This window comes from Kribbella ginsengisoli (assembly GCF_039537185.1).
GTDB lineage: Bacteria > Actinomycetota > Actinomycetes > Propionibacteriales > Kribbellaceae > Kribbella > Kribbella koreensis.
Genome location: NZ_BAABAA010000005.1, coordinates 86,745 through 107,604 on the forward strand (window position 1 = coordinate 86,745; position 20,860 = coordinate 107,604).

20 protein-coding genes are annotated in these 20,860 nt (G+C 67.8%); 13 read left to right on the forward strand and 7 right to left on the reverse strand.

Annotated features, from left to right (window positions below):
- Position 1: 1 nt before the first annotated feature.
- Positions 2-241: a mycoredoxin gene (locus tag ABD768_RS19155; protein ID WP_328327721.1), complete on the reverse strand. Its 240-nt coding sequence runs from the start codon at positions 239-241 to the stop codon at positions 2-4.
- 112 nt (positions 242-353) lie between these two features.
- Between ABD768_RS19155 and ABD768_RS19160 the strand changes: the two genes are divergently transcribed.
- The 4 genes from ABD768_RS19160 (at position 354) to ABD768_RS19175 (ending at position 3,776) form a co-directional block, all read left to right on the forward strand.
- A complete protein-coding gene (locus ABD768_RS19160) occupies positions 354-2,474 on the forward strand; it encodes an ATP-dependent DNA helicase UvrD2 (RefSeq protein ID WP_343982985.1) in 2,121 nt (706 codons plus the stop codon).
- Positions 2,475-2,871: 397 nt separating this feature from the next.
- On the forward strand, positions 2,872-3,072 hold the full coding sequence (locus ABD768_RS19165) for a hypothetical protein (RefSeq protein WP_343982988.1): 201 nt from the start codon (positions 2,872-2,874) through the stop codon (positions 3,070-3,072).
- A gap of 149 nt (positions 3,073-3,221) precedes the next feature.
- Positions 3,222-3,509: a WhiB family transcriptional regulator gene (locus ABD768_RS19170; protein WP_343982990.1), complete on the forward strand. Its 288-nt coding sequence runs from the start codon at positions 3,222-3,224 to the stop codon at positions 3,507-3,509.
- A 48-nt stretch (positions 3,510-3,557) separates the two neighbouring features.
- On the forward strand, positions 3,558-3,776 hold the full coding sequence (locus ABD768_RS19175) for a hypothetical protein (protein ID WP_328327714.1): 219 nt from the start codon (positions 3,558-3,560) through the stop codon (positions 3,774-3,776).
- A 123-nt stretch (positions 3,777-3,899) separates the two neighbouring features.
- On the opposite strand, the gene ABD768_RS19180 is transcribed toward ABD768_RS19175, so the two are convergent.
- Entirely contained in the window at positions 3,900-4,817 is a 918-nt protein-coding gene (locus ABD768_RS19180) for a LysR family transcriptional regulator (protein ID WP_344842373.1), read from the reverse strand.
- 113 nt (positions 4,818-4,930) lie between these two features.
- On the opposite strand from ABD768_RS19180, the gene ABD768_RS19185 reads away from it, so the two are divergent.
- A complete protein-coding gene (locus tag ABD768_RS19185; protein ID WP_343982997.1) occupies positions 4,931-5,674 on the forward strand; it encodes an SDR family oxidoreductase in 744 nt (247 codons plus the stop codon).
- Positions 5,675-5,688: 14 nt separating this feature from the next.
- Positions 5,689-6,699 carry an alcohol dehydrogenase catalytic domain-containing protein gene (locus ABD768_RS19190; RefSeq protein WP_344842376.1) on the forward strand — a complete coding sequence of 337 codons (1,011 nt, stop codon included), beginning with the start codon at positions 5,689-5,691 and terminating at the stop codon, positions 6,697-6,699.
- 36 nt (positions 6,700-6,735) lie between these two features.
- Here the strand turns inward: ABD768_RS19190 and ABD768_RS19195 are convergent, their stop codons facing one another.
- Positions 6,736-7,296 (reverse strand): NUDIX domain-containing protein, encoded by a 561-nt coding sequence (locus ABD768_RS19195; RefSeq protein ID WP_344842378.1) that lies wholly within the window; start codon positions 7,294-7,296, stop codon positions 6,736-6,738.
- Between the two features lie 94 nt (positions 7,297-7,390).
- On the opposite strand from ABD768_RS19195, the gene ABD768_RS19200 reads away from it, so the two are divergent.
- Positions 7,391-7,558 (forward strand): hypothetical protein, encoded by a 168-nt coding sequence (locus ABD768_RS19200; protein WP_343983005.1) that lies wholly within the window; start codon positions 7,391-7,393, stop codon positions 7,556-7,558.
- A 6-nt stretch (positions 7,559-7,564) separates the two neighbouring features.
- On the opposite strand, the gene ABD768_RS19205 is transcribed toward ABD768_RS19200, so the two are convergent.
- Both ABD768_RS19205 and ABD768_RS19210 read right to left on the reverse strand, forming a co-directional pair.
- Complete coding sequence (locus tag ABD768_RS19205; protein ID WP_343983007.1) at positions 7,565-8,884, reverse strand: ABC1 kinase family protein; 1,320 nt, start codon at positions 8,882-8,884, stop codon at positions 7,565-7,567.
- Between the two features lie 131 nt (positions 8,885-9,015).
- Positions 9,016-9,174 carry a DUF5679 domain-containing protein gene (locus ABD768_RS19210; protein ID WP_012922897.1) on the reverse strand — a complete coding sequence of 53 codons (159 nt, stop codon included), beginning with the start codon at positions 9,172-9,174 and terminating at the stop codon, positions 9,016-9,018.
- A gap of 505 nt (positions 9,175-9,679) precedes the next feature.
- Here ABD768_RS19210 and ABD768_RS19215 point away from each other — a divergent pair.
- Together ABD768_RS19215 and ABD768_RS19220 are read left to right on the forward strand one after the other, a co-directional pair.
- On the forward strand, positions 9,680-10,216 hold the full coding sequence (locus ABD768_RS19215) for a M48 family metallopeptidase (protein ID WP_343983010.1): 537 nt from the start codon (positions 9,680-9,682) through the stop codon (positions 10,214-10,216).
- A gap of 612 nt (positions 10,217-10,828) precedes the next feature.
- On the forward strand, positions 10,829-13,021 hold the full coding sequence (locus ABD768_RS19220) for an MMPL family transporter (protein ID WP_344842383.1): 2,193 nt from the start codon (positions 10,829-10,831) through the stop codon (positions 13,019-13,021).
- A 169-nt stretch (positions 13,022-13,190) separates the two neighbouring features.
- Here ABD768_RS19220 and ABD768_RS19225 read toward each other — a convergent pair whose 3' ends face one another.
- The gene (locus ABD768_RS19225; protein WP_344842385.1) at positions 13,191-13,850 is read right to left on the reverse strand and encodes a class I SAM-dependent DNA methyltransferase; all 660 of its coding nucleotides are present in this window, start codon (positions 13,848-13,850) and stop codon (positions 13,191-13,193) included.
- A 209-nt stretch (positions 13,851-14,059) separates the two neighbouring features.
- On the opposite strand from ABD768_RS19225, the gene ABD768_RS19230 reads away from it, so the two are divergent.
- Positions 14,060-14,407: a hypothetical protein gene (locus ABD768_RS19230; RefSeq protein ID WP_344842388.1), complete on the forward strand. Its 348-nt coding sequence runs from the start codon at positions 14,060-14,062 to the stop codon at positions 14,405-14,407.
- 21 nt (positions 14,408-14,428) lie between these two features.
- Here ABD768_RS19230 and ABD768_RS19235 read toward each other — a convergent pair whose 3' ends face one another.
- Positions 14,429-16,684 (reverse strand): FdhF/YdeP family oxidoreductase, encoded by a 2,256-nt coding sequence (locus tag ABD768_RS19235; protein WP_344842391.1) that lies wholly within the window; start codon positions 16,682-16,684, stop codon positions 14,429-14,431.
- 147 nt (positions 16,685-16,831) lie between these two features.
- On the opposite strand from ABD768_RS19235, the gene ABD768_RS19240 reads away from it, so the two are divergent.
- Genes ABD768_RS19240 through ABD768_RS19250 form a run of 3 tightly spaced genes read left to right on the forward strand, consistent with a single transcriptional unit; the run spans position 16,832 to position 20,708 of the window.
- A complete protein-coding gene (locus tag ABD768_RS19240; protein ID WP_343964252.1) occupies positions 16,832-17,566 on the forward strand; it encodes an SDR family NAD(P)-dependent oxidoreductase in 735 nt (244 codons plus the stop codon).
- Between the two features lie 16 nt (positions 17,567-17,582).
- Positions 17,583-18,887 (forward strand): MFS transporter, encoded by a 1,305-nt coding sequence (locus tag ABD768_RS19245; RefSeq protein WP_343964254.1) that lies wholly within the window; start codon positions 17,583-17,585, stop codon positions 18,885-18,887.
- Between the two features lie 24 nt (positions 18,888-18,911).
- Complete coding sequence (locus ABD768_RS19250; RefSeq protein WP_344842394.1) at positions 18,912-20,708, forward strand: helix-turn-helix domain-containing protein; 1,797 nt, start codon at positions 18,912-18,914, stop codon at positions 20,706-20,708.
- The last annotated feature ends 152 nt before the right edge of the window (positions 20,709-20,860 follow it).

Consider the following 20,860-nt stretch of genomic DNA (forward strand, 5'->3'; position numbering starts at 1 on the left):
CCTACGCGACGAGCTTGTCGGCGATCTGGGCGATGGAGGGGTTGGTCATCGCGGTGCCGTCGGGGAAGACGATGGTGGGGACGGTCTGGTTGCCGTGGTTGACCTTCTCGACGATCTTGGCGGCGTCCGGGACCTGCTCGATGTCGACCTCGGTGAACTCGATGCCCGCCCGCTTCAGCTGGCCCTTCAGGCGGTGGCAGTAACCGCACCAGGGGGTCGAGTACATCGTGAATGCCGCCATCGTGGCTTGCTCCGTCTCTGCGTGGGGGCGGGTAGGACGAAACTGTCCGGGCACCCGCATAAGGTGGCTCTACCTTGTAGCCAAACCCCGTCGGTCGGAGTGCTGTTCCCGCATGTCTCAGTCCGTGAGCAACATCACGCAGGCCGTCGCCGGCCGGTCCGCCGACGAGCTGCTCGCTGCCCTCGACCCCGAGCAGCGTGAGGTCGCGACCGCCCTGCACGGCCCGGTCGTCGTGATGGCCGGCGCGGGCACCGGCAAGACCCGCGCGATCACCCACCGGATCGCGTACGGCGTCAGCATCGGCGCCTACGACCCGGCCCGCGTCCTCGCCGTCACCTTCACCCAACGCGCCGCCGGCGAGATGCGCGGCCGGCTCGCTCAGCTCGGCGCCAACGGCGTGCAGGCCCGGACCTTCCACTCGGCCGCCCTCAGACAAGCCAGGTACTTCTGGCCGAAGGTCTTCGGCGGCGAGCTGCCCCCGATCATCGACCGCAAGTTCCCGCTGCTGACCGAGGCGGCCTCCCGCTGCCGCGTCCGCGTCGACACCCCGGCCCTGCGCGACCTGGCCGGAGAGGTCGAGTGGGCCAAGGTCAGCAACGTCCGCCCAGATGACTATGCCAAGCTCGCCCCGCAGTCCGCCCGCGCTCTGGCGGCCTTCGACCCGGCCACGATCGCGCGCGTCTTCGCGGCGTACGAGGACGTGAAGCTCGAGCGGGGTCGCATCGACCTCGAGGATGTGCTCCTCTGCGCCGTCGCCCTCCTCGCCGAAGACGAGCGCGTGGCAGCCGAGATCCGCCGGCAGTACCGCACGTTCGTAGTGGATGAGTACCAGGACGTCAGCCCGCTGCAGCAGAGCCTGCTCGACCTGTGGCTCGGCGGCCGCGAGGACGTCTGTGTAGTCGGCGACCCGGCCCAGACCATCTACTCCTGGGCAGGCGCCGACCCGGCCAACCTGGTCCACTTCGCCCAGCGCCACCCGACCGCCCAGGTGATCAAGCTCGTCCGCGACTACCGCTCGACCCCGCAGATCGTCGACGTCGCCAACAAGGTCCTCGACGCCGCCGGCCCGTCCGGACTCCCCGGCCGCGTCACCCTCCGCTCCCAACGCGACCCCGGCCCCGCGCCGACCTACCGGGAGTACTCCGACGAGGTCGCCGAGGCCGACGCGGTCGCCCGAGCGGTCAGCCGCCTCCAAGACTCCGGTACCGCGCTGCGCGACATCGCGATCCTGTTCCGTACCAACGCGCAGTCGGAGAACTTCGAGCAGGCCCTCGCCGAGCGCAAGCTCCCGGCGATGCTCAAGGGCGCCGAGCGGTTCTTCGAGCGCGCCGAGATCCGGCAGGCCGCCGTACTGCTCCGTGGCCAGGCCAAGGCCGGCGACGCCGGGGGAGACCTGGTGGAGACCGTCCGTGCCATTCTCGGCGGCGCAGGCTGGAAGCCGGAACCCCCGTCGGGAGCCGGAGCCGTCCGGGACCGCTGGGAGTCGCTGGCCGCCCTCGTCACGATGGCCTCCGACTTCAAGGCCGCCCATCCCGAGGCGGGCATCGTCGAGCTGGTCGCGGAGCTCGACCGCCGCGCGTCGATCCAGCATGCGCCGCTGGCCGAGGGCGTCACGCTGGCCACGCTGCACGCGGCGAAGGGCCTCGAGTGGGGCTGTGTCTTCATCGTCGGCGCCCATGAGGGCACGCTGCCGATCACGTACGCCCAGACGCCGGCCCAGGTCGAGGAGGAGCGGCGGCTGTTCTATGTCGGGGTGACCCGGGCGAAGGACCAGCTCGCGATCAGCTGGTCGACCTCCCGCTCACCCGGCGGCCGCGCCAGCCGCGGCCCGACCCGCTTCCTGGACCCGATCGGAGTCCGTACTCCGCGCTCTGGCGAGCGAGAGCCCTCACCCCGAGCCCGCGCTCAGCGCACCGAGCGCTCGGACCTGCCGATCCCGAAGTGCCGGGTCTGCGGCCGCGGGCTGACCGAGCCGGCCGCCCGCAAGCTCGGCCGCTGCGAGGACTGCCCGTCGACGATGGATCAGGCCCTGTACGACGCCCTGTTCGAGTGGCGGGCCGACAAGGCGGCCGAGGAGTCGGTGCCCGCCTTCGTCATCTTCACCGACGCCACCTTGACCGCGATCGCCGAGGCCAGGCCGATGGACGAGCGTGAACTGCTCCGGATCACCGGCATCGGCCGTACCAAGGTGATGAAGTACGGCGAGTCCGTACTCAACATCTGCACCCGTTGACTCCTCCAGCCTTCAACTACTTGCCCTTTGAGGCAGCACGCCCTGCAACAAGTGGAAAAGCCGTTGCAGGCTTGGCCGAACCCGGGTGACACTCGGAGAGCAGGTTTTCTGCTGCTGGCAGACGACGGGTCGGGATGTGGCATCTAGTGGCCACAGGCAACGATCTCGGAGGGTGCCGGGAGCGCGCCGGAGCGTGCCGGACCGGTGGATGGGCAGCAAGTTTCCGCCTGGCAGGCGGCAACTTCCGGCCAACTTCGAAAACCAGGATTAAATAGTTTGCGACCTCCGGTGAGGTCGGCGTACTGTTCTTTCTGCGGTCGATGGCTGGCCGAAAACTTCAAACCATAGCGATGAGCTTGCCGCTCACTTCGCCACAACGAGAGGAGGTGCCTTGGAAATGGTCAACATCACGATGAAGCCGAACGGCGTCAGCGTCGCGCTGCCGTGCGCCCAGATCCAGGGTGCCGCCCTGTCGTCGCGTCTGCACGTCGAGACCGTTGTGGTGCTCGCCAATGTCTTCACCCCGATCAAGGGCGGAGCTGTGGGCGATGCGAAGTACGGCGGTCAGGGTTCTCGAGCATGGAGTCCACCGGTCTGACGACAAGTCAGCCGGCACCTCCAAGGCCGCGGAACCCTAACCAGGGTCCCGCGGCCCTTTTGTTTGTCCCAAGAGTTTGGCGGCACCAACCGGTGGCCGTCGAAGACAGCAAGAGAACACAGCAAGACAGTCACTAGGAGGTGACCGGAATGAGCGTTAGCTTCCTCGATGCCTTCACCGAGGTTGCGACGTCGCAGGACCTGCCCTGTCGGTCCTACGCGCCAGAACTCTTCTTCGCCGAATCGCCGGCGGACGTCGAGTACGCAAAGTCTCTGTGCAACACCTGCCCACTTGTGGCCGAGTGCCTGGCCGGAGCGCTCGAGCGCGCCGAGCCGTGGGGAGTGTGGGGCGGACAGCTGTTCGTCCAGGGTGCTGTGGTCGCTCGCAAGCGGCCCCGCGGCCGTCCTCGCAAGTGCGACACCGTCACCGCAGCCTGATCAGTCCCTGACAGACGACTCCATCCACCCGAATCGAGACAACCAGTCATGAAGACCCAGACTTCACCCAGGAGAGTTGAAATGCATTTACTTCAAGAAGATCTCGCTCGTGCTCATTGTCGTTCCATCCTGATCGACGCCGAGCAGAACCGGCGCTTCCGTCTGGCGACCCAGCTCGCCAAGGCTCAGAAGCAGGCCGAGCGGGCCACCCGTCGCGCGGAGAGGGCCAGTGCAAAGGCACGCCTCACCCTCGCCCGGATGGTCTGATCCACCCCCGGTCGCCGGCGCGCTAGGAGCCAATCTCCAGCACAGCGCGCCGGCCCCGAACTGAAACACCGAAGCTGACACCCCGAGAGGCGGCATCTAGCGGATGCCGCCTCTCGGCGCGTTCTAGCCCAGTTGCTCCGAGGAGCACGGGACAGTGGCACGTCGAGTCTCCTGCAGAAGCAGATTCAGGTACGGATGCGTGCTGTGCCGCGGCCAGACGAGTGCCAGCTCGTTCGGCTCCGCATCCACCAGCGGCAGCCAGACCAGTCGCGGATGCGCGAAGTACGTGACCGTCGAGGCGGGCGCGATCCAGCACCCGTGTCCGGCCGCGACCAGGTGCAGGCACTCTTCCGGCGTACGGGCCTGTGGTCCGAACAACGCCCGGCTGCCGTCCGGCCGCGGATCGATGAACCAGAAGTCGACGACCGCCGCCGGCATCCCGTCCCGGGGGCCGACCACGGGCACGTCGGCCAGATCATCGATCCTCAGGGAGTCCCGGCCGGACAGCGGATGCCCCGGCGGCAGTGCGACCCAGCGCTTCTCGGCGAGCAGCGGATGGACTGTGAACCGTGGGTCGTCGCCGATCGGCAGCCAGAGGAAAGCAGCGTCGGCGCGCCCTTCGAGCAACGCGTCCAGCTCGTCCGGCAGCGTGTGCACGGCGAGCGGCCGGACCTCCAGATCCGGCATCTGGGCCCGGATCGCCGCCTCGACGCCGGGCATGAAGTGCGCCGTACTCTGCGCCTTGAACGCGATCCGCAGCGGCTGCGGCCGCTCGGCGCCGACCTCGCGCGCCTCGGCCATCATCGCCTGCGCCGACGTCAGCAGCGTCTCGCCCTGCTTGAGCACGATCTGGCCGGCCGCGGTCAGCTCGATCCCGGTCGACAACCGCTCGACCAGCACGGTCCCGACGACCCGCTCGAGCTGACGGATCTGGCTGCTGACCGCCTGCTGGGTCAGGTTGAGTTGGCGGGCGGCTCGCGTCATGCTGCCCTCTTCGGCAACGGCCGCCAGCGCCTGCAGCAGGCGCAAGCTCAGGTCCACGCGTTCCATCGTGCCACAACGATGCGTTGTGCCCTCCCCAACAAGTCTCTGTTTCCCTTCGCCCTACCTCCAGGCGGACGATCGAAGCAGTCACTTGATGGGAGAAGGAAAGCATGACGCTGAAGGGAAAAACGGCGCTCGTCACCGGCTCGTCGAAGGGTCTCGGACGGGCGATCCTGCTGAAGCTGGCCTCGCAGGGCGCGAACGTCGTCGTCAACTACTCCCGCGACGAGGCCGCCGCCAAGGAAGTGCAGACGGCCGCCGAGGCACTCGGGGTCAAGGCGATCACGGTCGCCGCCGACGTGTCCCAGCTCGACGGGATCACCAAGGTCTACGACGCGGCGGTCGAGGCGTTCGGCCAGATCGACATCGTGGTCGCCAACGCCGGGATGGAGAAGGTGAACATCCCCGTCACCGACGTCACCGAGGAGGACTTCGACCTGCTCTTCCGGGTCAACACGAAGGGCCCGTACTTCGTACTCCGCGAAGCGGCCCGGCGGATCGCGGACAACGGCCGGATCATCACCATCTCCTCGAACACCACCACCGTCCCGCAGGTCGGTGTCGGCCTGTACGGCACCAGCAAGGTGGCGACCGGCTACCTGGCCCGGGTGCTCGCGCTCGAACTCGGCCCGCGCGGCATCACCGTGAACACCATCGTGCCCGGCCCGATCGACGGCGCGGGCATCTTCACCGACCCGGCCAACGACGAGTACAAGAAGAGCCTGATCGCGATGGTCCCGATCGGCCGGCTGGGCACGACCGACGACGTAGCAGGGGTGGCGGCCTTCCTGGCCGGGCCCGACGCAGGACTGATCACCGGCCAGCAACTGGTCGCCGACGGCGGAATGCACTGAGGGAGAAACAACAGATGACAGCGACAATGCGTGCGGCCCAGGTCCAGCAGGCCGGTGGTCCTTTCGTGATGACCGATCTGCCCATCCCCGAGCCCGCGGCCGGCCAGATCCGGGTGAAGGTCTACGCCTGCGGGATCTGCGGCGGCGACGCGATTCCCCGCAACGCGCTCTTCGGGACGGTACTTCCGCGGGTTCCGGGCCATGAAATCGCCGGTGTGGTCGACGCGGTCGGCGACGGCGTGACGGTTTTTCAGGTCGGCCAGCGGGTTGGGGTCGGCTGGTCGGGTGGTGTCGACTTCACCTGTGAGTTCTGCCGTCGCGGTGACTTCACCAACTGCGTCCAGCACACGATCGTCGGTACGTCCTACGACGGCGGCTATGCGGAGTACATGGTGGCTCCGCAGGACGCGGTCGCCCGGATTCCCGAGGGGCTGACCTTCGAGGAGGCGGCGCCGTTGATGTGTGGCGGGATCACTGCTTTCAATGCGCTCCGGCACGCGCATGCTGGGCCGGGGGACACGGTGGCGGTACAGGGTGTCGGTGGGGTCGGGCATCTGGCGATTCAGTTCGCGAACAAGATGGGCTTCCGGACCGTCGCGATCAACCGCGGGCGGGACAAGGAGAAGCTGGCGCGTGAGCTCGGCGCGGACGAGTACATCGACAGCAACGAAGGTGCCGGTGCGGCGCTGAAGGCACTCGGCGGCGCGGCGGCCGTGCTGGCGACGGTGTCTCGCGCGGAACTGCAGTCCGACCTGGTCAAGGGCCTGCGCCCGAACGGCCAGCTGATCGTGCTCGAGGGCGGCGACCCCATCCAGGTCACCGGCCACGACCTTGCCGACTCCAGACTGTCGGTCTCCGGCTGGTACAGCGGCGTTGCCCAGGACAGCGAAGAAACCCTCAACTTCGCCGTCCTGAAGGGAATCCGCCCCATCATCGAGACCTACCCCCTGGAACAGGCCGAGGAGGCATGGCAACACCAGCCCAAGGCCAACCTCCGCATCGTCCTCAAGACTCAGCCCGAGTAACCCCAGCCACCCGGTGACCGTCCACCCCTCAGACGGTCACCGGGCCTGAAGTAGTGCCTGCTGGAGTCCCACCAGAGTGATTCCGCTGACGATCTCCCGCCGGGCAATCATCCCCGGCACATCGCTCAGCGGAATCCACTCAATCCGATCCGACTCATTCAGCTCGGTCGGCTCACCGACCCACACCGCCGCGGTGGCCAGAAACACATGATGCTCGGAGTCCATGATCCCGGCCGCCGGCTCGGAATACACCAACTCCTCCAGCTCCCCGACCCGCCACCCCGTCTCCTCCTCAACCTCCCGAGCCGCCGCCTCCGCCGCCGTCTCACCCACCTCGATCAACCCCATCGGCAACTCCCAACCCCACCGATCAGTCAAAAACCGATGCCGCCACATCAACAACACCCGCTCGTCGGCATCAAGCACCACAGCCGCCGCAACATGCCTCAACCGAACCGCGTGATAGTCGAACCGCCGCCCATCCGGCTGCTCAACATCAAGCCGCCGCACACTCAGCCACGGGTTCCCCCACGCCTCGCTCTCCCCATGAATCAGCCATCGCATGCCCGAGAGCCTAAGCGCGCCGAGCGCGGGCACGGTCTCCAGCCGAGGTTGCAGCTAAGCCAACCGCTTCTTCAACAGCCGAGCGGTCTTCTTTAGGTCGGCGCCAGGGGTGGAGCAGAATGGTTTTATGCCTAACGCCACTTGTTCCCTGTGCGGTACTCAGGCCGAGAGCGAGGACGCGCCGATCACCTGGGCGACCTCGGTCGAGAACGGACGCAAGCTTCTGTACTGCGACCGCTGCGCCCGCGAGAACGTGCGCAGTATCGAAGGAAAGCTCGACAGCGCCTGGTGGTGAAGCGGGTCAGTCGGTGAAGCCGGGGAGGAACTCTTCGAGGACTGCGCGGAAGGGCGCCTCGGTGTCGAGTTGGGAGAGGACGGCGATGCCGCCGATCCAGACTCGGTGGATCAACAGGTAGGACGGGGGCAGGTTGATCTTGAGGGCCATTGAGGCGTTGGGGGAGCGGAAGTCGCTCGTCCGGTTGGCCTGGGCGCGCATCCAGGCGCGGTTGAAGTGGAAGTACTCCTCGCGGGCCGGCTCCGCGAACGGCGCCAGGTAGTCCATCAACTGCGTCGGATCGATGTCCATCCGCGGCTTGATGAAGCCCTCGGACCGCAAGCCTTCCAGTACGGCGTTGCCGTCGCCCTCCAGCGAGATGCGCAGCAGCCGCCCGATCGCCGGCGGCAGTCCATCCGGGAGCCGGGCGCAGAGGCCGAAGTCGACGACGCCCAGCCGTCCGTCGGGCATCACGCGGAAGTTGCCGGGGTGTGGGTCGGAGTGCAGGAGCCCAGCGAGTCGCGGGCCGCTGAACATGAACCGGACGTACTTCAGCCCGATCTCGTCCCGCTCTTCCTTCGTACCCTCGGTGATCACCTTCGAGAGCGGCTTGCCCTCGATCCATTCGGACACGATGACCGTGGGGGAGTGCTTGATGACGCGGGGCACGACGAACTCGTCGTGGTCCTTGAAGGCATCCGCATACTGCTGCTGCGCCTGCGCTTCGCGGTCGTAGTCGAGCTCCTCGCCGATCCGCTCCTGCAGCTCCGCGACGAGCGGCTTCATGTCGACGCCAGGCACGAGCGCGCCGAAGGTACGGGCGAAGCGGCCGAGCTGCTTGAGGTCAGCCCGCAATGCCTCGGCGGCACCCGGGTACTGGAGTTTGATCGCGACCTCACGGCCGTCCTTCAGGATGCCGCGATGCACCTGGCCGATCGACGCGGCTGCCGCGGGCAGGTCGTCGAACTCCTGGAACCGGTCCCGCCACCGCTTGCCCAGCTCGCGGGACAGGATCGTGTGCACGGTCGAGGCCGGCATCGGTGGCGCCGAGTCCTGCAGCTTGGTCAGCGTTGCCCGGTACGGTGCCGCGAACTCCTCCGGCATCGCCGACTCCATCAGGCTCAGCATCTGCCCGAACTTCATCGCGCCGCCCTTGAGCTCACCCAGGACGGAGAACAGCTGGTCGGCCGTACGGCGCTGGAACTCGGCCATCACCGTCTCGGCCGGCGCACCGCCGATCCGCTTGCCCAGTCCGACGGTCGCGCGCCCGGCGGCGCCGAGTGGCAGGCTGGCCAGCTTGGCGGTGCGGCTGAGTGCTTTGCGGGGGAGGTCGGACACGCTCCCCATTCTGTCCGGTCACCCAAGCGGAACCCCAGCAGGGGCACCGCGAGTCGGATCACAGGACGTGAAGGTTGGTAGACGACGGAGGGGCGGAGGTGGACCCGAAGGTCGCACCGCCGCCCCCACGACTTGGTGCGTCAGGCCTTGCCGAGGATCCGGTTCAGGTTCGTACCGCACTCGGGGCACTTGGCCTTGGCCATGCGCGTGCCCTTGTCGTTGACCTTGACCTCGCCGTCGGCGGTGCGCTTGGCCTTGCACTTGACGCAGTAGAACTCGCCGCTCCAGGTCTCTGCCATGAGGGCCCTCTCCTTGCTTGATACCAGCCGAGGCTTTGCCCGGCCGTCGTGGATGCTTTCGGCAGACCGTCCTGCCGTAGGCCGTTCGGCCCAATCGGGATTCACCCTACGGCAGGCTGAGAGTGGCTCAAGTCCATCTCCCGCTCCGCGTGCCGCTTGGAAATCGCTTTCCGTGGTCTTCGGCGACGCAGAGCAGGCTCCCGGTTGTCCGCCTTCGGAACCACTCGGCTTCCCCTCCGAATGGCCCCGGAGGCGGTCCGGGAGCCTGCTGGACCTGACGCTAGGAGTTGCCGGCCGCGCTGACAAGTCCACGTTGTCCACCCCTGTGGATAAACCTGTGTGCAAGCTGTGGGGCGCGCCGGTCGACACTGTGGACGAGCGGGGGAACAGGATGTGAACAACCAGCGTCCACCGATCCGCTAACTGGCGTCTGACCTGCGGAAACGTCAATTCACAGGATGTGGACAGAAGAAAGTTGGGGGATTCAGGCGGTACGGTCTGAGTCATGGCCGACTCTCCACCGCGCCCGATCCCGCCGTATGTGGACATCCGCCGCAGCAAGCGGCGCAAGCGGACCGTCAGCGCCTACCGGGACGGTGAGCGGGTGATCGTGCTGATGCCCGATCGGCTGTCCGCCGCCGAGGAGGCGCGCTGGGTCGAAACCATGCTCCAGCGGCTCGAGAAGCAGCGCAGCAGATCCCGCGTGTCGGACGAAAAATTGTTGGCCAGAGCACACGATCTCGCGTGTCGCCACCTCCCAGAAGTGCCCGAACCTGCGTCTGTGAGGTGGGTTTCGAACCAGAATCGACGGTGGGGATCCTGCACTCCGGCCGACCGTTCGATCCGGTTGTCGACCCGTTTGCAGTCGATGCCGGCCTGGGTGGTGGACTACGTCCTGGTCCACGAGCTCGCTCACCTGGTGGAGCCGTCCCACAACGCAGCGTTCTGGGAACTGGTCCACCGCTACCCCAAAGCCGAGCGCGCCGAAGGCTACCTGGAGGGCATCTCAGCCGCCTCCACCCTCGACCTCGAAGACTTCTAACCCCCGTACGCCGGTACGCCGCGCCTCCCACCACCCGCACACCCCCCGTCCGGGCCTCCGCCCCCGGGCTGCTGCCCGGGCGCCAGCACTCGGCCGCCCGCCGGTCTCGCCCCCGCCCCAGCCCCTGCCCCGCCCCAGCCCCTGCCCCGGCCAGCGCCAGCTCCGGCCCCAGCCAGGCCCAGCCCCAGCCAGGCCCAGCCCCGGCCCGGCCCCCTTCCCCGGCCAGCCGCCCGGTCCGGTCCGGTCCGGTCCGGTCCGGCGTCGCGGGCGCCTGTGCCGCGTAGTACTCGGGGATGACCCCCCAGGGGTTGGCCGGGGGTGGATCCGGCTGGTGGGGGAGTGGGTGAGCGGGTGGGGGCACGGTGGGTTGGGTTACCGGTGCGTTCCGTCAGGTCGGACGGGGCGGGTCGCTGCTCGTACGTAGTACGGGAAAGTTCTGGGCTGTGGGTTCGCCCAGGGTGGGGTGGGGCTGGCACCAGGGTGGAGTCGGTGGCTTCCTGCATGGTGGGCGGTGCCCGGCTTAACGAATGCTGAGACACGTAGCCAGCAGTCGGCGTCGGGCCGGGCTGGGAGGGTGCGTCCAGAGGCGGGCGCAGAGGGGTAGGAACCACCATGTCCACTTCCAGGGGACAACTCACGGTGCGGGCCGCACGCTGGAGTGCCACCCATCCGTGGCGCGCGATCGCCATGTGGGTGGTCGTAGTCGTGGCGTGTTTCGCGCTCGGCAATATGACGGGGACCAAGGAGTCCAGCAACGAGGGCGACATCGGCGAGGTCACCCGCGCCGACAACATCGTCAAGTCCGGCAACTTCCCCGACCACGACGTCGAGAGCGTGCTGATCACGCCGCGCTCGGGTCAACTCGACCAGGCGGAGGCCACCAAGGTCGCCGGCGTGGTGACTGAGCGGATGCGCGCCCTCGGTGGGGTCGCGGAGGTCGCCAAGCCCACCTTGTCGCCGAAGAAGGACGCGCTGATCGTCCAGGTCACGCTGAAGGACGGCGACGACGAGAACCGGGTCCAGCCGCTGCTCGACACGACGGCCAAGGTCCAGCAGGACTTCCCGGGGCTGCGGGTCGAGGAGGTCGGTGGCGAGTCCATCGACAAGGCGCTGAACGAGACGCTCGGCAAGGACTTCCAGCGCGCCGAGATCTTCAGCCTGCCGGTGACCCTGATCATCTTGCTGATCGCCTTCGGCGCACTGATCGCCGCCGCGGTGCCGCTGCTGCTCGCGCTGTCAGCCGTCGCCGCCGCGATCGGATTGGCCGCAGCCGCATCACAGCTCGTACCAGCGGTCGACGCGGTCAACAGCGTCATCCTGCTGATCGGTATGGCGGTCGGCGTCGATTACTCACTCTTCTACCTGCGCCGCGAACGAGAGGAACGCGCCAAGGGCCGCGGCCACGTCGACGCGGTCGAGATCGCCGCGGCAACCTCCGGGCACGCGGTCGTCGTCTCCGGTACCGCGGTCATCATCTCGATGGCAGGACTCTTCCTCGCCCGCGACGCCGTCTTCTCGTCCTTCGCCGTCGGCTCGATCCTCGTGGTCGCCGTCGCGGTGGTCGGCTCGCTGACCGTGCTCCCGGCGATCCTCGCCAAGCTGGGCCGCTGGGTCGACCGTCCCCGCATCCCGCTGCTGTGGCGCCTGACGGCGAACAAGTCGCAGCCCCGCTTCTGGCCGACCGTGCTCAAGCCGGCCCTGAAGCACCCGGTCGCCACCCTGCTGGTGTCCGTGACCGCGCTGCTCGCGGTGGCCTCGCCTGCGCTCGGTATGACGCTGAAGTTCCCTGGTACGGAGGATCTGCCGCGCGATACCGCGGTGATGAAGGCGTACGACCGGTTGACCGCGGCCTTCCCGAGCACGGGGACCAGCCACGAGGTCGCAGTACGGGCGCCTGCCAACCAGCAGCCTGCGGTGAAGGCCGCGTTCGCCGACCTGATCAAGCGGACGCAGTCGGACAAGCTGTTTGCGCAGGACGGTCTGGAGGAGCCGAAGGTCTCGGCCGATGGTCGGGTGACGGTGTTCGAGGTCGCTACGCCGTACGAGGGTGGCAGCCAGGAGGCGCGTGACTCGCTGACGAAGCTGCGCAAGGAGCTCATGCCGGAAACGTTCGGCAAGGTGCCGGGGGTCGAGTACGCGGTCGGTGGGTTCGTGGCGGCGGATGTCGACTACGCCGCCCACACCCGGGCGAAACTCCCGCTGGTGATCGGCTTCGTCCTGCTGCTCACGATGATCGTGATGATGGTGACCTTCCGCTCGGTCGTCGTCGCCGTCACGGCCATCGGGCTCAACCTGCTCAGTGCGGGTGCGGCGTACGGGGTGGTGACAGCGGTCTTCCAGAACACCTGGGCCGAGGGTCTGCTCGACTTCCGCTCCAACGGAGCAGTCGTCTCGTGGCTCCCACTGTTCCTCTTCGTAGTCCTCTTCGGCCTGTCGATGGACTACCACGTGTTCGTGGTCAGCCGGATCCGCGAGGCGGTACTCCGGGGCGTCCCGACCAAGCAAGCAGTCGCCGAAGGCATCACCGGCTCCGCAGGCGTGGTGACGAGCGCAGCCGCCGTCATGATCGGCGTCTTCGCAGTCTTCGCCACCCTGAGCACCTTGGACATGAAGCAGTTGGGCGTAGGCCTCGCGGTGGCAATCCTGATCGACGCCACCATCATCCGAGCCGTCGTCCTCCCCGCCATCATGACCCTCCTGGGCGACGCCAACTGGTGGGCCCCCAAGTGGCTCCGAGGCCGCCAGCCCAAGCACGCCACCACCCCCACCCCCGAACCCGACCGAGAACTGACCCCAGTCGGCTGACACTCCCAAGCCAAGAGGTCCCGCTCACGAACCCGTGAGCGGGACCTCTTCAGGAGAAGGGGGAGTGGGGAGACAAATGGCCCGGATCGGGGGCAATTTGCTCCCCATGCTCGGACAAGAACCTCCCCAAACCGGTTGAGCAGGCCGCCTGTGCCCACCGGTTGAGGGGTCAGGTGGTGGGGCGTTGGGCGACGAGGACCAGCGAGGGGACGCCGGCGACGCTTTCGGACAGGCGTAGGTCGGCTACTGGGGAGAGGCCGGCCGACGTGAGGAGTTGCCAGAGCTGTTCGGGTTGCCAGAGATGGGTGGTCCAGGTGACCGGGACTGCGCCGTACGCCTGCGTTCGTACCAGGTCGTCGTCGCCTTGGTGGGTGCCGATGATGAGGTGGCCGCCGGGGACCAGGGCTCGGGCGAAGGAGTTCAGGACCTGGGGGAGGACGTGGCGGGGGAGGTTGAAGAGCGACCACCAGCCGAGGATTCCGCCGAGTGATGAGTCCGCGAGGTTCAGGTCGGTGGCTGAGGCTACGGAGAACTGCCGGCCGGGGTACCGACGGCGGGCATGGTCGATCATCCGGGGCGACAGGTCGACGCCGGAGACGTCGAGGCCGCGGTCAGCCAGGTAGGCGGTCACGTCGCCCGGGCCGCAGCCCACGTCCAGTACCGGGCCGACACCCTGTACTGCGGTCGCGAAGCCGTCGATTGCGGTGCGGAGCCAGGGGTAGGCGGTGATGTCGCCGAGGTTCATCGCGACGTAGTTGTCGGCCACACGGTCGTACGAGGCGCGGACCGTGTCGAGATCGGTAGGTTGCTCGATGCGAGATGCCTTCACGATGCGGGATGCTAGCGCCCCGTAAGCGATGTGGCTCGACGCTATCGGCGCCCAGGCACGCACCTCGCGGCACTTGCCCAGCGCCCACGATGCTCCGCATCGAGGCCACTGCTCAAGCACCACGATGCACGCACCTGGACACCGCTATCGTTCAAGCCACATCGCTTACGGGACACTAGTCATCGGGTCGGACAATTCGAGGAGGCTGGATGTTCGAGCGATGGCGGCGTGGGCCGGGGCTGAGTAAGAAGGATCTCCGGGACCTCAAGCACCTGCGGGCGTACAACGAGAAGGAAGAGCAGCTCCGGCGGGCGCGGCGTATTCCGCTGGAGGATCTGCCGCCGCTGGTTCGCGAACTGGTCGGGCTCGGGCAGGCGACGTCGTTCCGGGAAGGTACTGCGGGGGACCGCCGGGCCCGGGCGATCGGGGAGATCCTCAACGAGGCCGGCGGTATCGAGGCGATGCGCGACGCGTACGAGCTGGCCGCCGACTGGATCCCGCAGGAAGTCCTCACCCTGCAGAACACCTGGAACAACATCGGCGACTGGCAGTCCTGACCCACCAGTCGCCGCGCAAGGCTAGTTGGTGCGCTCCAGGCGGACGGTCAGGCCCTTGGCCACGGGGGTGTTGCTGCCTTTGGCGACGTCGTCGGCCGACATCAGGACGTTGGTTTCGGGATAGTACGCCGCTACGCAGCCGCGCGCGGTCGGATACGAGACCAGCCGGAAACCCGAAGCCCGCCGCTCGACACCCCGGAACTCGCTGACGATGTCGACCCGCTGCCCGTCCTCCAGCCCGAGTTCCGCGAGGTCCGACGGGTTGACGAAGACGACCTCCCGCGTCCCGTGCACACCGCGGTACCGATCCTCCAACCCGTAGATCGTCGTGTTGAACTGGTCGTGACTCCGCATCGTCTGCAACAGCAGCCGCCCCGGCTCAGTAGGCAACCAAGACAACTCGTTGGCGCTGAACTGCGCCCGCGCATCCGACGTCTTGAAGACCCGCTTGTCCCGTGCCGCGTGCGCGAGCAAGAACCCACCCGTCGCCTGCAACCGCTGCTCGAAGTCCTCGTACCCATCGCAGACCCGCCCGATCCGCTGCCGGATCAAGCTGTAGTCGTCAGCGAAGTCCGCCCACGGAATCTCCCCGATCTCCGGCACCACCAGCGAAGCGATCCCGCAGACGATCGCCACCTCCGACTTCAACTCAGGTGCCGGCGGCAACAAGTTCCCCGTCGACAGGTGCACAGCACCCTGCGAGTCCTCGACCGTCACCGACTGCGGCCCGGCAGGAGTGTGGTCATGATCCGTCCGCCCCAGCGTCGGCAGGATCAACGCCTCCCGTCCGACGATCGTGTGCGACCGATTCAGCTTCGTCGACACGTGCACGGTCAGATCACACCGCCGCAACCCCTCGGCCACGACCTCCGTATCCGGCGTAGCCGAAGCGAAGTTCCCACCCATCGCGAAGAACACCCGCACCGCGCCGTCCCGCAACCGATGCACGGTCTCGGCAGCATCGATCCCGTGCTCCCGCGGCGACGTGAACGAGAACTCGTGATCCAGCCGATCCAGGAACGCGTCCGGCATCTTCTCCCAGATGCCCATCGATCGATCGCCCTGTACGTTCGAATGCCCCCGAACAGGGCAAGGCCCGGCGCCCGGCTTGCCGATATTGCCCTGCAGCAGCAACACGTTCACGATCTCCGTGATCGTGGCGACCGCCTCGCGATGCTGGGTCAGCCCCATCGCCCAGCAGATCACCGTCGCCTTCGACTTGATGAACCGCTGCGTGAACTCCTCGATCTCGGCCCGGGTCAGCCCGGTCGCCTGCTCGACGGCAGCCCAGTCCAGCTCCGAATTGTGCTTCGCATACAACTCGTACCCGCTGGTGTGGCTCTCGATGAACGACTTGTCCAGCACCGTCCCCGGCGCAGCCGCCTCGGCCTCCAGCAGCAAGTGGCCGACGGCAAGGAAGAGCGCCTGGTCGCCACCGATCCGGATCTGCAGGTGCTGATCGGCCAGCGCCGTCCCCTTGCCCACCCAGCCGGACGGCCGCTGCGGGTTCTTGAAGTTCATCAGCCCCGGCTCGGGCAGCGGGTTCACCGAGACGATGTCGGCGCCCTTCTTCTTCGCGATCTCCAGATGGCTGAGCATCCGCGGCGCGTTGGTACCAGGGTTCTGGCCGACCACGACGATCAGCTCGGCCTCCTCGAGCATGTCCAGCGTCACGGCGCCCTTGCCGCTGCCGATCACCCGCGACAGCGCAGTACCGGAGGATTCGTGGCACATGTTGGAGCAGTCGGGCAGGTTGTTCGTGCCGTACGCCCGTACGAAGGTCTGGTACAGGAAGGCCGCCTCGTTGCTGGTCCGGCCGGACGTGTAGAAGACGGCGTCGTTCGGGTCGACGAGCGCCTTGAGGTGCCGGGCCACCACGTGGAACGCCTCGTCCCAGCCGACCGGCTCGTAGTGGGTCGCGCCGGCCCGCAGCAGCATCGGCTCGGTGATCCGGCCGAGCTTGCCCAGCTCGAACTCGGAGATCTTGCCCAGGTCATCGATCGAGTGCTCGGCGAAGAAGGACCGCGGCACCCGCTTGCGGGTCGCCTCCCAGGCGACCGCCTTGGCGCCGTTCTCGCAGAACTCGGCCGCGTGTTTGCGCTTGCTGTCGGGGTCCGGCCAGGCGCAGGACGGGCAGTCGAAGCCGCGGTCCTGGTTCATCTTGAGGAACACCTTGCCGGTCCGGGCCGCCCCCATCTCCCGCAGCCCGAACTTGAACGACGAGAGCACGGCGGGGACGCCGGCGGCCTTCTTCTTCGGCTGTTCGATGTCGACCATGGGTTCAACTGTAAATCGTCCTATCACCACAAGCAGGTTTGATAGGTCACGGTGTGGCTGGGTGGGGTGCGGCACCATGACCGAACCCCGCACTGTGTGAGGTCACCCCATAGTGCGCGGCGGCGCGGATTTCTAGAGTCCTCGGCCATGGAGACCCGTCGAGCCCTCGTCACCGGAGCCGCGTCCGGCATCGGCGCCGCCTGCGTCCACCGGCTGGCCGCGGACGGCGTACAGGTCGTCGCGGTCGACTACGACACCGCAGCGCTCAGCGACCTGGCGGCCGACGGCATCGAGACGATCACGGCCGATCTGACCGAGCTGGACAGCCTCGAACACCTGCCGACCGACATCGACATCCTGGTGAACAGCGCCGGGGTCCAGCAGGTGGCGCCGATCGAGCAGTTCCCGCCGGACCGGTTCGGCTACCTGCTGCGCCTGATGCTGGAGTCCCCGTTCCGCCTGATCCGGCAGACCCTCCCGCACATGTACGGCCGTGGCTGGGGCCGGATCGTCAACATCTCGTCCGTCCACGGCCTCCGCGGCAGCCCGTTCAAGGCGGCGTACGTCGCGGCCAAGCACGGGCTCGAAGGCCTCAGCAAAGTCGTCGCGCTCGAAGGCGCCCCGCACGGCGTCACCAGCAACTGCGTCAATCCGGCGTACGTCCGTACGCCGCTCGTCACCGCCCAACTGGCCGACCAGGCGCTCGTCCACGGCCTGACCGAGGCTGAAGTACTCGACAAGGTCCTGCTCGAGCCGGTCGCCGTGAAGCGCCTGATCGAGCCGGAAGAGGTGGCTGAGCTGGTCGCACTCCTGTGCGGACCCGCCTCGGCCTCGCTCACGGGGAGCTCGCTAGTCCTCGACGGCGGCTGGACCGCCCACTAACAAGGAGCCCGCCCACATGGCAACATCAACAGAACCCACGCGGACCAGGACCCCGATCGCCAGGGTCGTCGGCGCCAGCCTGATCGGCACGACCGTCGAGTGGTACGACTTCTTCCTGTACGGCGTCGCGGCATCCGTCGTCTTCGGCGACCTGTTCTTCCCCAAGGGCGAGCAGCTCACCGGGACGCTGCTCAGCTTCGCCACCTTCGCCGTCGGCTTCTTCGCCCGGCCGATCGGCGGCGTCGTGTTCGGCCACTTCGGCGATCGGCTCGGCCGCAAGAACCTGCTGGTGCTGTCGCTGCTGATGATGGGCATGGCGACGTTCGCGATCGGCCTGCTTCCGACGTACGCGCAGGTGGGAGCGCTGGCGCCGATCCTGCTGACCGTCCTGCGGCTCATCCAGGGCTTCGCGCTCGGCGGCGAGTGGGGTGGAGCGGTACTGATCGTGTCGGAGCACGGCGATCCCAAGCGGCGAGGGTTCTGGTCGTCCTGGCCTCAGGCGGGCGCACCGGCAGGGCAGCTGATCGCCAACGGAGTTCTGGCAGGACTGGCGGCCTTCCAGAGCGACGCGGCGTTCGACAAGTGGGGCTGGCGGATCCCGTTCCTGCTGTCGGCGGTACTGGTCCTGGTCGGACTCTGGGTGCGGCTGCGGATCGAGGAGTCGCCGGTGTTCCGCGAGGCGCGGGCCAAGCAGGAGCCGGCCGACAAGCTGCCGTTCGTCGAGGTGATCACGAACTACCCGCGCGAGGTGCTGACCGCGATGGGCGCGCGGATGGCGGAGAACGTCAGCTACTACATCTTCACCATCGTGATCGCGACGTACGCGAAGGAGCATCTCGGGCTGGGCAAGTCGTTCGCGCTGAACGCCGTGCTGATCGCCGCCGCGGTGCACTTCTGCGCGATCCCGTTGTGGGGCGCGTTGTCGGACCGGGTCGGACGCAAGCCGGTCTATCTGTTCGGCGCGATCGGGGTCGGTGTCTGGGGATTCGTCTTCATCGCGCTGGTCGACACGAAGAACTTCGGGCTCGCGGTCGTCGCGGTCACCATCGGGCTGGTGCTGCACGGCGCGATGTACGGGCCGCAGGCATCCTTCTTCACCGAGCTGTTCGGTACCAGGGTCCGGTACTCCGGGGTCTCGGTCGGCTACCAACTCGCCTCGATCATCGCCGGCGGGCTGGCGCCCTTCATCGCGATCGCGCTGCTGAAGGCGTATGACTCCGGCTTTGCCATCTCGGTGTACGTCGCGGTGTGCGCGGTGATCTCGATCGTCGCGGTGCTCAGCTACGGCGAGACCCGGCAACGCGATCTCACGACGCTGTGATTCAAGCGGTGACATGATCCGCTGATGGAGGAGTTGCTGCGACTGCTGGCCGATGACGCGCCAGGGAGCGAGCTCGCGCGGGCGGCCGGGACGAACCAGGCCGCCCGCGATCTCGCGCTCCGGATCCGCGCCGGGATGGACGCGAGCAAGAAGCGCGAGACGGAACTGTCGGCGCTCGTCGACGTCGCCCGCGAGCTCGCCTCCGCCCGCGACCCCGGCGGCGTCCTCGACACGATCGTTCATCGCGCCCGCACGCTGATCGGCACCGACGTCGCGTACCTGACCCTGTACGACGCTGCGCAAGGCGACACCTTCATGCGGGCCACCGACGGGTCCGTCTCGGCCGCCTTCCAGCAACTCCGGCTGCCACTCGGTGCGGGGCTCGGCGGGCTCGTCGCGAAGACCCACAAGCCGTACTGGACAGCCGACTATCCCGGCGACCAACGCTTCAAGCACACGTCCCGGATCGACCACGCGGTCGGCGAGGAGGGGCTGGTCGCGATCTGCGGTACGCCGCTGATCGTCGACGGCGCGTTCGTCGGCGTACTGTTCGCCTCCAACCGCACCCGGCGCCCGTTCAGCCGCGAAGAGGTCTCCCTCCTCGGATCGCTGGCAACCCTGGCCGCGGTCACCCTGGTCCAGGTCCGGGCCACCGCCGAGACCGCCGCCGCGTTGGAGCAACTCTCAGCCGCCCACGCCGGCGCCGAACACGCAGCCGCCGCCCACGACCGCTTCGCCGAAATAGTCCTCTCCGGCGGCGACGTAGACGCTATAGCAGCCGCCCTAGCCGAACTACTGGCTGTATGGGTCGTCCTGGTCGATGCCATCGGCAACGAACTGGCTCGAGCGGGCGAGGTGGACCCCGAACCCATTGCGGGAGTGGCGGGCGGTCGGCCGATGCCTTGGGCGGAGTCGCCGGCCTCGGGGCGGCTGACACGGACCGGCGACTGCTGGGTGGTGGCCGCTACGGCCAAGGGCGAGCGGCTGGGGGCGCTGGTCATCGGTGGAGTGGACGAGCTGTCCGGCGCCGACCAGCGGATTGTGGAGCGGGCGGCTGTGGTGACAGCGTTGGTACTGCTGTTCCGTCGACAGGCTGCTGAGCAGGCGGAGCGGGCGCAAGCCGACATCCTGGGTGATGCGCTCACCGGCTCGACAGCGTTGGCAGACCGGTTTCGCCTGCTGGGTAAGAAGGAACTGCCCAAGCAGGTAGTCGTCGCAGTGTGCCGCGGTGACCATACCGGCGTACTGGCCCGCCTAGACGCTCCACTGCAGGACAGGCTCACGTTGTCAGGCGCCTACGCAGGCGATCTCGTCATGCTGCTCGACCTGCCCAACGCGACAACAGCGGCCCAACGCCTGGACGACGTAGCCCGGCGTACCGGCGTGACCATCGCAGTGGCCGGTCCAGCGCGGTGGGGCGACCAGTTGGTCAGTGCGCACCAGCAGGCCGGCCGCCTGGTTGCGACCATGCTCAGGCTGCAGAGAACCGCCCAGGCCGCAGCACCGGACGACCTCGGCCTCGCAGGCCTTGTCGGCGCCGCCCACGTCGACGTCGCGACCCACGTGAACCACGTACTGGGCAAGGTCATCGAGTACGACGGACAGCGCGGTACCGACCTCCTCGGCACCCTCCGCGCGTACTTCGCGGCCGGCCAGAGCCCTACCCGCGCCGCAGAGGTCCTGCATGTCCACCCCAACACCGTCCAGCAACGCCTGGACAGAGTGACGGTCCTCCTCGGCCAGGGCTGGCTGGACCCCGACCGCGCCCTGAACATCCAGGTCGCCCTCCACCTCCTGGCAACCCTCCCCGACGCCACGTAATCGCAGTTCTGTCTGTCGGCCATTCGGTCGACAGGCGTAGGACGGATGGCCCACCCGGTCGCCACCTTCTCTGTCACCCGTTCACCCGCTGTAACGGGCAAGCCCCTCGCGCCCACTCTTTAGGCGGGAGCAGTGCCGAAGGCAGTGACACA

What these genes read in the sequence shown, in the direction of transcription:
- ABD768_RS19170 (WP_343982990.1), top strand. Translation starts at nt 3,222, where the DNA reads ATGAGCGTTAGCTTCCTCGATGCCTTCACCGAGGTTGCGACGTCGCAG.
- ABD768_RS19155 (WP_328327721.1), bottom strand. Translation starts at nt 241, where the DNA reads ATGGCGGCATTCACGATGTACTCGACCCCCTGGTGCGGTTACTGCCAC.
- ABD768_RS19200 (WP_343983005.1), top strand. Translation starts at nt 7,391, where the DNA reads ATGCCTAACGCCACTTGTTCCCTGTGCGGTACTCAGGCCGAGAGCGAG.
- ABD768_RS19185 (WP_343982997.1), top strand. Translation starts at nt 4,931, where the DNA reads ATGACGCTGAAGGGAAAAACGGCGCTCGTCACCGGCTCGTCGAAGGGT.
- ABD768_RS19220 (WP_344842383.1), top strand. Translation starts at nt 10,829, where the DNA reads ATGTCCACTTCCAGGGGACAACTCACGGTGCGGGCCGCACGCTGGAGT.
- ABD768_RS19205 (WP_343983007.1), bottom strand. Translation starts at nt 8,884, where the DNA reads ATGGGGAGCGTGTCCGACCTCCCCCGCAAAGCACTCAGCCGCACCGCC.
- ABD768_RS19235 (WP_344842391.1), bottom strand. Translation starts at nt 16,684, where the DNA reads ATGGTCGACATCGAACAGCCGAAGAAGAAGGCCGCCGGCGTCCCCGCC.
- ABD768_RS19210 (WP_012922897.1), bottom strand. Translation starts at nt 9,174, where the DNA reads ATGGCAGAGACCTGGAGCGGCGAGTTCTACTGCGTCAAGTGCAAGGCC.
- ABD768_RS19165 (WP_343982988.1), top strand. Translation starts at nt 2,872, where the DNA reads ATGGTCAACATCACGATGAAGCCGAACGGCGTCAGCGTCGCGCTGCCG.
- ABD768_RS19245 (WP_343964254.1), top strand. Translation starts at nt 17,583, where the DNA reads ATGGCAACATCAACAGAACCCACGCGGACCAGGACCCCGATCGCCAGG.
- ABD768_RS19175 (WP_328327714.1), top strand. Translation starts at nt 3,558, where the DNA reads ATGAAGACCCAGACTTCACCCAGGAGAGTTGAAATGCATTTACTTCAA.
- ABD768_RS19160 (WP_343982985.1), top strand. Translation starts at nt 354, where the DNA reads ATGTCTCAGTCCGTGAGCAACATCACGCAGGCCGTCGCCGGCCGGTCC.
- ABD768_RS19230 (WP_344842388.1), top strand. Translation starts at nt 14,060, where the DNA reads ATGTTCGAGCGATGGCGGCGTGGGCCGGGGCTGAGTAAGAAGGATCTC.
- ABD768_RS19190 (WP_344842376.1), top strand. Translation starts at nt 5,689, where the DNA reads ATGACAGCGACAATGCGTGCGGCCCAGGTCCAGCAGGCCGGTGGTCCT.
- ABD768_RS19250 (WP_344842394.1), top strand. Translation starts at nt 18,912, where the DNA reads ATGGAGGAGTTGCTGCGACTGCTGGCCGATGACGCGCCAGGGAGCGAG.
- ABD768_RS19215 (WP_343983010.1), top strand. Translation starts at nt 9,680, where the DNA reads ATGGCCGACTCTCCACCGCGCCCGATCCCGCCGTATGTGGACATCCGC.
- ABD768_RS19240 (WP_343964252.1), top strand. Translation starts at nt 16,832, where the DNA reads ATGGAGACCCGTCGAGCCCTCGTCACCGGAGCCGCGTCCGGCATCGGC.